At 65.4% G+C, this 12,646-nt stretch carries 12 protein-coding genes; 3 read left to right on the top strand and 9 right to left on the bottom strand.

Features of this window, described 5'->3' with window-relative positions; translation table 11 throughout:
• From L0U82_RS07110 to L0U82_RS07070, 9 genes are all read right to left on the bottom strand, one after another.
• Positions 1-1,113, bottom strand: coding sequence for a type II secretion system F family protein (locus L0U82_RS07110; protein ID WP_233829428.1), 1,113 nt, complete (start codon positions 1,111-1,113; stop codon positions 1-3).
• Entirely contained in the window at positions 1,106-2,509 is a 1,404-nt protein-coding gene (locus L0U82_RS07105) for a CpaF family protein (protein WP_233829427.1), read from the bottom strand. The genes L0U82_RS07110 and L0U82_RS07105 overlap by 8 nt, the downstream gene beginning before the upstream one ends.
• Before the next feature lie 3 nt (positions 2,510-2,512).
• The gene (locus tag L0U82_RS07100; RefSeq protein WP_233829425.1) at positions 2,513-3,754 is read right to left on the bottom strand and encodes a fimbrial protein; all 1,242 of its coding nucleotides are present in this window, start codon (positions 3,752-3,754) and stop codon (positions 2,513-2,515) included.
• A gap of 69 nt (positions 3,755-3,823) precedes the next feature.
• A complete protein-coding gene (locus tag L0U82_RS07095) occupies positions 3,824-5,113 on the bottom strand; it encodes a type II and III secretion system protein family protein (RefSeq protein WP_233833165.1) in 1,290 nt (429 codons plus the stop codon).
• A gap of 185 nt (positions 5,114-5,298) precedes the next feature.
• Positions 5,299-6,249 carry a Flp pilus assembly protein CpaB gene (gene cpaB / locus L0U82_RS07090; protein ID WP_233829423.1) on the bottom strand — a complete coding sequence of 317 codons (951 nt, stop codon included), beginning with the start codon at positions 6,247-6,249 and terminating at the stop codon, positions 5,299-5,301.
• A 145-nt stretch (positions 6,250-6,394) separates the two neighbouring features.
• Entirely contained in the window at positions 6,395-6,895 is a 501-nt protein-coding gene (locus tag L0U82_RS07085) for a TadE/TadG family type IV pilus assembly protein (protein ID WP_233829421.1), read from the bottom strand.
• Positions 6,895-7,401 carry an A24 family peptidase gene (locus tag L0U82_RS07080; protein WP_233829420.1) on the bottom strand — a complete coding sequence of 169 codons (507 nt, stop codon included), beginning with the start codon at positions 7,399-7,401 and terminating at the stop codon, positions 6,895-6,897. Before L0U82_RS07080 ends, L0U82_RS07085 begins: the two co-directional genes overlap by 1 nt.
• Before the next feature lie 142 nt (positions 7,402-7,543).
• The gene (locus L0U82_RS07075) at positions 7,544-7,753 is read right to left on the bottom strand and encodes a Flp family type IVb pilin (RefSeq protein WP_233829419.1); all 210 of its coding nucleotides are present in this window, start codon (positions 7,751-7,753) and stop codon (positions 7,544-7,546) included.
• A 461-nt stretch (positions 7,754-8,214) separates the two neighbouring features.
• Positions 8,215-8,367, bottom strand: a complete 153-nt coding sequence (locus L0U82_RS07070; RefSeq protein WP_233829418.1) for a hypothetical protein — start codon at positions 8,365-8,367, stop codon at positions 8,215-8,217.
• A 60-nt stretch (positions 8,368-8,427) separates the two neighbouring features.
• Between L0U82_RS07070 and L0U82_RS07065 the strand changes: the two genes are divergently transcribed.
• From L0U82_RS07065 to L0U82_RS07055, 3 genes are all read left to right on the top strand, one after another.
• Positions 8,428-9,948, top strand: a complete 1,521-nt coding sequence (locus tag L0U82_RS07065) for a collagen-like triple helix repeat-containing protein (RefSeq protein ID WP_233829417.1) — start codon at positions 8,428-8,430, stop codon at positions 9,946-9,948.
• Between the two features lie 234 nt (positions 9,949-10,182).
• Positions 10,183-11,901 (top strand): ShlB/FhaC/HecB family hemolysin secretion/activation protein, encoded by a 1,719-nt coding sequence (locus tag L0U82_RS07060; RefSeq protein WP_233829416.1) that lies wholly within the window; start codon positions 10,183-10,185, stop codon positions 11,899-11,901.
• A 203-nt stretch (positions 11,902-12,104) separates the two neighbouring features.
• Complete coding sequence (locus tag L0U82_RS07055; protein WP_233829415.1) at positions 12,105-12,599, top strand: DUF2147 domain-containing protein; 495 nt, start codon at positions 12,105-12,107, stop codon at positions 12,597-12,599.
• Positions 12,600-12,646: the final 47 nt, after the last annotated feature.

Here is a 12,646-nt window from a genome sequence, read left to right as displayed (position 1 = left end):
TCAGCCCCTCAGACGCGCGAGGCGGTACAGCAGATACGCGCCGAGCAGTTGCAGGCCGAACGCGAGATAGACGAGCTGGCGTCCGGTCGGATCGAGCCACATCGACGCGAAATACTTTGGATTCGACAGGATCAGGAAACCGCCGATACCGACTGGCAGCATCGCCAGCACCCACGACGACAGCCGCGTTTCCGCCGACAGCGCGACCAGCTCGCGCTCGGCCTGTTCGAGATCGCGCATGAACGACGCCATGCGGTCGAGCATCACGTCCGCGCGGCCGCCGTACTTGACCGACAGCCGCAGCACCGCGCCGACCAGTTCGAGTTCGCGCACGGCGTAGATCGTCGCGACCTGCGACAGCGCGCGATCGATCTCGACGCCCGTGCGCAGCATCCGCGACACGTAGTCGAGACATTCGCGCAGCGGCGCCTCGGTGGTTTGCAGCGCGGCCTGGAACGCAGCGGGCACGCTGTTGCCGAGCGTGATCAGCCGCACGATGCCATCGAGAAACAGCGGCAGTTGCCGCACGATCCGCTGACGACGCCGGTTCGTGCGCAGCGACAGCAGGAAATAGAACAACAGCCCGCACGTGAGTAACGCCGCGCAGAAGGCGAGAACGCCGCCGGCCACCGCGGCCCACGCGCACAGCACGAGCACCAGTGCGCCGCCGATCGCCAGCGGGCCTTTCGCGTCGGTCAGGCCCGCGCGCATCAGCGCATGCTGCGCGATGAAGCGCACGCGGGCGCGCAGATGGTGCCAGCGCGCCAGCCAGTCCGCGTTGGCCGGCAACGCGTGCGGTGCGCTGAGCGTCGCCGACGCACGAGATGCCGCGGTGCGCGTGGTGCTTTGCGTACCGGCGATACCGCCGGTCATGCCGCTTCTGCCACTCGTACCATTGGCACCACTCATGCCGCCGTTGGCACCCACACCACCGCCCCCACCGATCCCACCACCCGCCACCGCGCCAACCGCCACCGCCGACGCCATCCGGCTGTCGATATAACGCTCGACGCTTGCCTGGCTCCTGCGTTGCGCGCCGCGCTGCCACAGCAGCAACGCAAGCGCCGCGCAAACGAGCGCCAGCGCCGCGAACACCAGCACCGCGCTAGACATTGAAGCCTCCGCCGAAACCTCCACCACTGCCGCCACCGCTGAAGCCCCCGCCGCCAAACCCGGGATTGCCAAAGCCCGCGTTGCCAAAACCACCACCTGTCTCGCCGCCGCCGAGCGTCTGCCGGAAACGTGCGAGCTTCGGCGAATGCGGATGAATGCCGAGCGACACCCAGTTGTCGAGTTCCTCGCCTTCGGGCGTCACGATCGGCTCGTAGCGATACAGCTCCTGGGTCGCGATGATGTTGTCCGACAGGCCGGTGACCTCGGTGATCGACAGGATGCGGCGGCGTCCGTTGGAGAGCCGGCCGATCTGCACGATGAAGTCGATCGCATTGGCGATCTGGCGGCGCAGGCTCGACTCGGTACCCTGGAAGCCCGCGAAGCCCGCCAGCATTTCGAGCCGGTACAGACACTCGCGCGGCGAACTCGCGTGCACGGTGCCCATCGAACCGTCGTGGCCGGTGTTCATCGCCTGCAGCATTTCGAGCACTTCGCCGCCGCGCACTTCGCCGACGATGATGCGATCCGGGCGCATCCGCAGCGTATTGCGCAGCAGGTCGCGGATCGTCACGACGCCCGCGCCGTCGAAGCCGCCGGGCCGGCTTTCGAGCCGCACCACATGCGGGTGGTTCAGCGACAGCTCGGCGGTGTCTTCGATCGTCACGACCCGTTCGCCGTTGGGAATATGAAACGCCAGCGCGTTCAGCAGCGACGTCTTGCCCGAACTCGTGCCGCCCGAGACCAGCACGTTGCAGCGCGCCGCGACCGCGGCTTCGAGCAGCGCGCCGATTTCCGCGTGATAGGTGCCGTTGCCGAGCAGATCGTCGGGCCGCATCGGGTCCTTGCGGAACTTGCGGATCGACACGATCGGCCCGTCGATCGACAGCGGCTCGATCACCACGTTGACGCGGCCGCCGTTCGGCAGACGCGCATCGACCATCGGATTCGATTCATCGAGGCGCCGGCCGATCGGCGCGAGAATGCGTCGCACGATCCGCAGCAGGTGCGCGTTGTCGGCAAAGCGCACCTGAATGCGCGACAGGATGCCGTGACGCGACACATACACGTCGTTGTAGCCGTTGATCAGAATGTCTTCGACGGCCGGATCGGCGAGCAGGTCTTCGATCGGACCGAACCCCGCCAGCTCCTTGGTCAGCGCCTCGGCGATCAGCCGCACTTCGCTCTCGTTGATCGGAATGCGGCGCAGCCTGACGAAGCTGTCCATCTCCAGATCGACGAACTGATTGATCGCGTTACGCGACCAGCGGCCGAACTCGGAGCCGAGTTCCTCGATGCGCGTGAGCAGATGTTCGTGCGCCGCGTTCTTGATGTCCTGGAACTGCTGGCTCTGCGCGAACGAAGGCGCGTCGTCGGCAAACTGAAGCTCTTTTGCCATCGTCTATGACCGCTTCTGAGTGGTGGGAATAAGGCGCCTGAGCGCACCGAGCGGCGACTTGCCGCGTGCCTGCGCCGCGCGGTCGCGCGCGCCGCCGAGCCGTTCGACCAACGGTTCGAGCGCGCGCGTGTACGGGTCGCGTGGCGCGGCGTCGACCAGCAGATGCCCCTGGTTGACCGCCTGGCCGAGCGCGATGCGGCGCTCGGGCAACGTCGCCAGCAACGCGATGTCGAGGCGCTGCGCGATCTGCGCGGCGGTGAGGCCGAGATCGGCGTCGAACTTGTTGACGATCAGTTGCACGCGCGCGGTATCGATGTCCTCTTCGCGCAGCGCGTCGAGCACACCGACCGCGGACAGGATCGATGTGACGCCCTGGTCGCACAGCAGCCAGGTTTCGTCGGCGGCCTGCACGACGTGCGCGATGAATTCGCTGTTGCTGAAGCCGCCGAGATCGACCAGTTGCTGATCGAAGAACGCGCGCAGCCGGCTCAGCAAGCCGATCGACGACGAATACGACACCTCGCGCATATCGGCGAGATTCGGCGGCAGCGTGGTGAGCGCGAGACCGCTCGGGTGATGCGACAGCGCGGTGTGCACGAAGGTCTGGTCGAAGCGGCGCAGATTGCACACGGCCTCGACGAAACTGAACTCGCTGCGCGTGTTCAGCAGCAGCGAACCGTCGCCGGCAGGCAGGCCGAGATCGAGCAGCGCGGTCTGATGCCCTTGCTCGGCGTCGCGCCGCTGCAGCAGCACGCCGAGATTGGCGGCGAGCGTGCTCACGCCCATGCCGACGCGCGCGCCGAGCAGAGCCGTCACGTGGCCGTGGCGGCTCACCGGCTCGATCAGGTTGTCGAGCACCTGGCGCGTGATGCGCAGCGCGTCCTCGGGCGGCCCCGCCAGATCGATGAAATCGCGCACGCCCGCACGCAGCGCGGCGAGCGCGCTCTCGGGCTCGGCGAGCGAGCCGAGCGCGACGATCTGCAGCGCCGGACAGGCCGCGCGCACCGCGTTCGCAGCGGCGCTCGCCACTGCGCCGCGGCCGCATGAAAAGTCGACGAACACCAGCGCCGGGTTGAACGTCGCGATACGCTGCAGCAGCAACGCCGGATCGAGCGTGGCCGCCTCGACCATGCCTGCGCCGGCCAGCGTATCGGTCAGCCAATGCACGTGCTCGACGGCGAGCGACGCGAATACGAAATGGTCGGTGATCGCGCGTTCAGTCAATGAATGCGTTCTCGCGTTCATAGTGGACATCCTGTTGCGGCATCGGCTGCGAAGCCGCCGCGTTGTACTGCGTGCCGGCGTGCGCCAGCCTCACTTCGAAAACCCCGGCACGGCATCGCCCGATATGACGCCGCCCAGCAGCGAACGCCACACCGGTCCGTCGCGCTGCTCGGACGCCTCGCCCGGCGTCGACGGCAAGCTCGCGCCCCGCGCGAGCGGCGAGACCAGATGCGGCGTCACGATGATCACGAGTTCTTTCTCGTTCTGCTGATAGTTCATCTGCTTGAAGAACGTGCCGAGGATCGGCAGATCGCCGAGCAGCGGCACCTTCGATACGTTCGACGCGGTCTCGCGATCGATCAGCCCGCCGATCACGAAGCTCTCGCCATCGCCGAGTTCGACGGTCGTATCCGCGCGGCGCGTGATGAACGCGGGCACCGACACGCCGCTGATCGTCACCGCGTTCGCGAAGTCGAGCTGGCTCGCCTCGGGCGCGACCTTCAGCGCGATGCGCCGCGGGCTCAGCACGGTCGGCGTCAACGTGAGCCCGACGCCGTACGGCTTGTATTCGATCGACGTTTCGCCGAGCGCCTGCGGCACCGGCACCGGCACTTCGCCGCCGGCGAGGAAGCTCGCGCTTTGCCCGGACAGCGCGACGAGCGTCGGCTCGGCCAGCACGCGCGCGAGGTTGTTGCCTTCGAGCAGGCTCAGGTTCGCGAACAGTCCACGCGACGCCGAGTTGAAGATCAGATTGAACGCCGACGCGATCGGCGGAGTGGCCGTCATCTGCGGCGGCTGGCCCGCGGTGGCCGACACCGACGTCAGCGCCGACGGCGCGAACGAGCCGAACGTAAAGCCGTTGTTCTGCTTGAAGAAGTTGAAGCCCACCTCCTTCAGCACCGAACGGCTGAACTCGACCACGCGCACGTCGACCTGCACGACCGCGCGGCTCGCGACCGTCGACGTATCGAATACCGTACCGTCCTTGCCGAGCGCGCCCTCGGCCGCGACGACCGCGCGCTGATGCGCTTCCATCGTCGCCGATGAACCGGACACCAGCGCGGTGCCGCCCAGCACCTTGACGCTCGGTGTGTCGGCGCCGAGCAGCGAAGCCGCCGCGGGCGTCGTCACGTTGACCGTGTAGGTGAGCGGCGCGTCGCGATCGCGCGCCCACACCATCAAGGTCGTCGTGCCCGCGGCCTTGCCGACCAGCAGCACGCCGCCGCGCCGGTCGCCCTTGACGATCAGCACGTCGGCGACGTTCGGGTCGCCAATCGCGACGCGCTGCAGTGCATGGCCGGCCGCGACTTGCTGCTGGCCGCCGACCGTCAGATTGAGCGTCGGCGCGGATGCCCCCGGCGTGGGCTCGGCGCTTTGCATCGCGGGTCCCGCTTGCGACCCTTGCGACGCATGCGCACCGGCAGCCCGCGGCGCGGGACCAGCCGCGCCGCTCGCCGTCGTTACGCTGAGCATAGCCAGGCCGAGCCATGCTGCCTTTCTGAAAACAGGATTCTGTTCTGTCATGTAGTGATGGACGCGACCGGCCGCCCGCTCCCTGAAACTGCTTACCAGGCGACCGTTTCGGTGCGCCCGCCCCGTATGACTTCGATACTGCCCGTCGCGCTGTTCGTGCTATTCGTCCTGCTGGCGACGCGCGTCGGTGCGATCGGCGCGCGCGGCGCCGCTGGCCGCGCGGCTGCGTTGGCGCTGCCCGATAGCGCATCGAGTGCGATGCCGGCCGCGGCGCGCGTCGAGTCCTGCAACGGCTCGTCGCCCGCCTGCGCGGCGGTCTTCAGGACCTCTGGATAAGCCGGCAGCCTGCTTTGATCGACCACGTCGGCGTCGCGCGGATTGCGCAACGCGAACACGAGGCGGCCCGAGCTTTCGGCGAGCGTCAGACGATCGACATCGGCAAGCGGCACCGCGAGCACCGCGGTACGCACGGGACCGGTCGGATCGCCACCGCTGTTGCCACCACCGTCGCCGCCTGCCGTCGCGTTGCCGAACGCGAGCACGCGCACTTTCGACAACAGCAGCCGCGCCTGGGTATGGTCGATTTCGGCGCCGTTGGCGAAATTGCCGTCGCGTTTCAGCGTAAAAAACACGTCAACGAAATTGCCTGGCCGCAGACGATTGCCGACTGCGTTGCTTTCGTCGACGCGCACCGCGAGCGCGCGCTCACCCGGCTCGATGCGCTCGGCGAGACCCGACGCGAGTTGCGCGGCCAGCACCGGTGCGTCCGAGCCGATGTCCGCGTTGGGCACGCGGCCGGCCAGTTGCGACGGATCGGTGAACGCGCCGTTCGGGTTGATCGGCAGCGACTGCACGCGCAGCGCGTCGACGCTGATTGGCTTGCCGGCCGGCAACGGCCGGCTCGCGACGACGACCTGGAAGCTCCGCGCGGCTGGCGTGGCCGCCACGGGCGCGGGGCGGCGCGACAGCGACCACGCGAAAAAGCCGAGCAACAGCGCGAGCGCGATCAATACGCCGGCAAAAATTCTGGTCAGATTCGGCATGACAGGTCGTGTGATGGGAATCGCGATTGGTTGCGTCGATCAAGCGGGAAAAGACGCGGGTAAATGAGCGAAACGATATGCGGCGCTACGCGCGGCACACACACGCTTACGCGATCCGCTGCAACGACGAAGGCCGGCGCGTACATCACTGGATGTTCTCCGGGTTGAGCTGAACGGTTGCATTGCCGTACAACGATGCCGGCACGGTCATACTGAGCAACGGCAATGTGGGCACGATCGGGTGGGCCCCGTAGTCGTACGTCAGCGAAACGGTGATGCACTTCATTCCGGTGCCGCAGTCCGCCGACGTGGACGCGCATTGCATCGCCTGCACGAGCGGCTGAATCACGAGCTTCGCGGCATCGCATGCGGCGCCGCCGCGTTTCGTCAGCGCATCGCTCGGCGACGAACTGCTCTGCCAGTTCAGCGCCGCGCGTGCGCCTTCCGATGCCGCGAGCGTCAGGTTCTGCTGCGCGACGAGGATCAGGCTGTACGTGACGATCGCGTAGAGGACCAGAAAGAACAGCGGGAACACCAGCGCGAATTCGATGGCCGTCGCACCACGTTGCGTTTGCGCGCGAACGCTCGACCCGCCGATCTTCCCGACACGCGAGCGACGTGCGCACTGTGTATGGCTCGCGTTCATCACAGTCCCCTGCCGGTTGCGCGCAACGCGAGCCAGATCATCGCGGCGATCGTCAGGCATGCGGCGTACGGTGTCGAAGCCTTGCCGGCCAGTTCGAACGTTGCGCCGCCATCACGACCCAGCCGGCCAGGGCCGATGAGCCGCGTGCGCGTCGTTATCAGCAGCCACAATGCGTGGAGTCCGGCTGCGACGCTCGCGGCCATCCAGAGTCCGAGCAATGCATGGATGCCGCACCAAGCGCCGAGCACCGCGAATACCTTGACGTCCGCCGCGCCCATCACGCCGAGTGCGAAGAAAGGCAATAACGCGAGCAAGCCGACCACCGCGCCGATAACCGCCTGCGCGACTGATATATCAAATGGGCCGCATTCGAATAACGCGCAGCCGAATGCCGCCACTAAACCGGCGACCATAATTGAATTCGAAATACGTCTCGCGCGGCAGTCGCAAATAGCGACAACTACCGCCCAGGCGATAAATAAAGCCATTCCGATAAAGGCGCTCATTTCGAACTCGATGGGCGAAACAGTGCGATACGAATTGCAGTGCAATTCGTATTAAATTCATATAGCAATGCATTAAAACGCTAGCAATGCATCCAGCATAATTCGCCGGATGCATTGCCGGACGCTCAAAGGCTATCGGTCATTAACCGCCGTTTGCGCCACCGGCGCCACCGCCGCCTGCAGCATTACCGGTTATCGCGTTGGAAACATTCGAAAATACGGTACTTAGATCGTTACCCAGTGTCTTCACCGTGCCAGCGATGATCACGGCGATCAACCCCGCGATCAGCCCGTACTCGATGGCCGTCACGCCTTTGTTATCTCTCAGGAAGCGTTGTGTGAGCTTTTTCATTTTTACCCTCGAACCTTCATTTATTCGTATGTTTCACGCTGCCCGTACGATCGAGCCCCATCGACGCCGGTGACCGTTCCACTCTCATTGACGGCCCTCTCTGTTGCATCGCGGTTGCCCCATCTTGCAGCCCCATCCCGGCTAGAACGAATGGATCAAAGCTGTCTGTTCGATAACACACCTCCTACGCTATTTGATGTCGCTTGCGAGTTTTATAGCTGAACAATGATATTTAAGCAATTGTCCTTTGCGTTCAATTTCACGATGCTGTTGTTTTTTAACTGATGGTCAGGTTAACGACAGGCCGTGTGTGACAGCACATAGGAATAACCATAAGTCAGATTTACGCACTTGAATATCCAACTCAATGAAACGTTTGAAGCGCGCAAATAGCAGCGCATACGTTTGCGCCCGCATTTGTGTTACGCAACGTGCCGTAACGACGCATACGGCTCGTTACGTTACGTCGCCCTCGCAAACGCATCGCGAGTTATTTTTTCCGCTTTTTTCCAGCGTCCCCCCAGCGCTTCGTTGATATCCCGCAAACGCCGATCGAATAAGGCTTTGCGCGGCTTCATCAAAAAAATTCCGGGATTGGTCAGTAGAAATGGCATGGCTCATGCAGTGATGGACCCGCAGCGACATCAACAAACTCATACGATGCGAGGGGTGACATGAACATTCAAACGACCAACACGACGATCCGGACCACGATCATCACGGCGAGCATCGCCGCCATGCTGTCGCTCGCCGCGTGCGGCGGCTCGGGCAGTCTCAGCACGGGCACCGGCAGCAACGGCAGCGGCTCCGCGGGCGGCACACTGTCGACGACAGGCGGCAACGGTAATGGCAGCGGTTCCACGGGTTCGGGCGGCTCCGGCGGCACCACGACCACCGGCGGCAATAACGGCGGCGGCTCCGGGACAGGTAGCAATCCATCGACGACGAATGCGGTGGGCACGGTCGTCGGCAATACCGGCGGTGTGATCGGCGATGTCGGTTCGACGGTCTCGGGCGTCGGCTCGGTGATCGCTTCGCAAACGCCGCCTGGCGTCAACCCGCAAACCACTCAGGCCGCGGGCGGCATCGTGCAACAGGTGGGCGCAGCGGTGACCACGCTCGGCAACGGCGTATCTCAGGGACTCGGCCAGCTCGGCACGAACGGCAACGCGGTCGGCACGACCGTCGCGAGTGTCGGCGGCGTGGTCGGTCATACGGGCGATGCAGTGGTGGATGCGGGCACGCTCGTCAAGAGTCTCGGCAGCGGCCCGCTGACGCCGTTGTCGCCGCTCACGACGCCGCTCGGCAACACCGTCGGCACACTCGGCCATGCGGTCGCCAGCACCGGTGGCGCGCTCACCCACGTGCTGTCGACAGGGCCGGTCGAACAGGTCACGCAGACGCTCAGCACCGCGATCACGCCGATCACATCGGTCGTCGCATCGACCACGCAGACGGTCGGCAACGCCACGGGTCTCGGCGCGCCGGTGAACACGCTGCTCGGCACGCTCGGCGGCGGTCTCAACAAGGCCGGCAGCGTCGTCGCGTCGACCGGCAACAACCCGGTCACCGCCGCGCTCGGCAAGACGGTCGGCGATACCGGCACCGTCGTCGCATCGGTGGGCGGGCTCGTCAGCGGCAACGGCGGCAATCCGCTCGGCGCAGTAACGAGCGCGCTCGGCGGTATCACGGGCGGGCTGACAGGCAGCGGCGGCAATGGTTCGCTCGGCTCGCTCGGCGGCACGCTGACCACCGTGACCGGCACGCTCACCGGCGGCAGCGGCGCATCGGGTAACGGCAATCCGCTCGCGCCGGTGACGGGTTTGCTGTCGAGCGTGACGGGCAGCCTCGGCCATACGACGAGCGGCGGTAGCAGCAATGGCGGCCCGCTCGCGCCGGTCACTGGCCTGCTGTCCGGTGTCACGACTGGCCTCAGTGGCGCCTCCGGCGGCAACAACAGTGGCGGCCCGCTCGCACCGGTCACGGGCTTGCTGTCGGGCGTCACGAACGCGCTCGGCGGCGTGACGGCGGGTGTTGCCACGAACGTGAATTCGACGACGGCCGCCGTATCGACGAATTCGGGCGCCGGCGTCGCGCTGGCCGCGACCACCGGCAAGGGCACGGCGAACGGCAATCCGCTCGCGCCGGTGACATCGCTCGTCGGCGGATTGCTCGGCGGCGTCGGGAAAAGGTAAGCTGTCTTCGCGAGCGGCGCGACGCGGTGCGGCTCCATGCATCGAGTGCGATGGCCGCCTCGTTGCTGCTCGCAAGTTTTCAATGTCCTTCGCAGTGCATGTTGCAGTGTTCGTTGTGCCGGCAAGCCTCGCATAACGAACGGATGAGAACGGATAGAAACAGATAAGCGGATCACGACCCGCTCGACCAGGCGGGTTGTCCACACTACAAAAACGATCTACGAGGGTAGTCCGATGAGATTCGGGGCGGACAGCAAATGGAGCCGATGGACCATCGCGCTCGCGGCCATCGCGGCCGGCACGGCGCCACTGCAGGTGCAAGCGCAGTCCCGCCCCACCGCTGCGAGCGTCGGCGGCAATCCGCTGGATGCGCTGCCGCAGATCAAGGCCCCCGATCGCGGTCCGAACGTGACCGTGCAGGTCGCGCCGCAGGCTCCGCAGCTTCAAGAACTGCTCGCGCGTCATCTGACGCCGTCGCGCGTGCAGATCGAGGGCGTGAAGTCGATTCCGTTCGACGAGGTCGCGCAACGCTTCACGCCGCTCGTCGGCAAGGACATCACGATCGGCGAGTTGATCGAAGTGGCCAACGGCGTCACGCGGCTTTATCAGCAGCGTGGCTACGCGCTGTCGATGGCGTTCGTGCCGGCCCAGACGTTCGAAGACGGCGTGGTGCGCGTGACGGTCGTCGAGGGCTATGTGTCGGCGGTCAAGGTGACGGGCAACCCGGGCCCCGTCGAAGACAAAATTCGCGCGATCGCCGATCACATCGTCGCCGATCGGCCACTACGGCGCGCGACGTTCGAACGCTTTACGCAGGTGCTCGGCCTGTTGCCGGGCATCAAGGTCGTCGCCAACGTGCCGCCTCCGCAGAACACCGACGGCGCGACCACGCTCGAATTGAACGTGACGCGCAAACCGGTCGACTTCAGCGGCGGCATCAACTTCAATCAGCCCGGCGTGCAGGGACTGCTGACGGCATCGACGAACGGCCTGACCGCGCTCGGCGAACAGCTCAGCGTATCGGCGCTATTGCCGAAGGGCCGCGACAACGTCACCTATCTGGCCGCACACGCGGGCGTGCCGATCGGCAGCAACGGCATGACGGGCAACCTCGACGCGTCGCACTATCGCGGCAATCCGACCGACAATCCGGGCCTGCCGTCCTACGTCAAGCGCACGGTCATCAACGACAAGGTCGCCGGCTCGGTCTCGTATCCGCTGCTGCTGAACGACACGCGCAGCGTGCTCGGCACCGCATCGGTCTACGCGTCGCGCAACGAGGACCGTTACCACAACGATCAGACCGGTGTGGAACTCGGCTTGCGCTCGCAGATACGCGTGATGCAACTGCAGGCCGACTACACCGCGGTCGATCCCGGTCAGGTGCGGCGCGCGAGCATCAACGTCGCGAAGGCGTTCGACATCCTCGGTGCATCAAAATCCGTCGACTCGAACGTGCCGAACCCCGGTGTGACCAACCCGGCCTCGCTGAATTTCGTCAGGACCGGTGCGAGCTTTTCGCAGACCAACGAGTGGCCGCTGAAGATCGGCACATCGATTTCGCTGACCGGTCAGTACAGCGCGGTGTCGCTGCCGACCTCCGAGCAGATCTCGTTCGGCGCGCAGCGTTTCGCGCAGGGCTACCAGCCCGGCGAGGCGTCCGGCGATTCGGGCTGGGGCGCGATCTTCGAAGTCAACCGGCCGATCGCGCTCGGCTTCACCTATCTGCGCTCGCTCACGCCCTATGTGTCGTTCGATATGGCGCGCGTCTATCTGCATGCGGGTACGCCCGCACCGTCGCGGCTTTCGTCGCTGGCGTTCGGCTTCCGCATTTCGGATGGGCGCTTCTATAACCTCGATCTGTCGATTGCGAAGGCGGTCGGCGATGCGCCGGTGGAAAGCCCGTCACGCAGCCCGCGCATCAACGCGACGTTCTCCTATCAGCTGAACTGACGGTTCGCGCAAATAGCGCGTGTCGATTAGAAGCTCCCCTATCAAACGGCGCGCGGGGTTTCGCGTATTCTGCGCTGACGATGCCGACGCGCCCTGTCGCCGGCATCGTCCCGTATCGCGAAGACCGGCGGCGTAAGACCGTCCGCGATGCTGATAACGCCGCGCGACCACGATCGCGCGGTCTCTCATCAAGGAGGAAGACAATGACGCCATTCACACACCGTGCCCATCGTGCCCGCGCGATCGCGCTGCGCACCGCCCGCCATGCCGCGCTCGCCGGCGCACTGCTCGCCAGTGCCGTAACCGCGATGGCCCAAACCGATACACCGGTCGGCACATGGCAAACGATCGACGATCACACCGGCCAGCCGAAGGCGCTCGTGCAGATCACGCAGGACAGTGACGGCGAATTGAGCGGCAAGGTGATCAAGGGACTCGGCGCGAACAACCAGCCGGATCGACGCTGCACCCAATGCACCGATGCACGCAAGGATCAACTGGTTCTTGGTATGACCATCATCGACAATATGAAAAAAGATGGCGACGCGTGGGATCACGGGCAGATTCTCGACCCGGAAAACGGCAAGGTCTACAAGTGCAAGATGCATCTCGAAGACGGCGGTAACAAACTCGTGGTGCGCGGGTATATCGGCGTGGCGCTGCTGGGGCGTTCGCAGACCTGGGTTCGGCAGCAGTGAGCTGACCGATGACGGTGGATGACGCAAACACCGGATAAAAGGCGCAA

It is taken from the genome of Paraburkholderia sp. ZP32-5 (assembly GCF_021390495.1).
In the GTDB taxonomy this organism is placed as follows: domain Bacteria; phylum Pseudomonadota; class Gammaproteobacteria; order Burkholderiales; family Burkholderiaceae; genus Paraburkholderia.
Note: the sequence above shows the minus strand (reverse complement) of the source record. Positions and strands in the feature narration are given on the sequence as shown.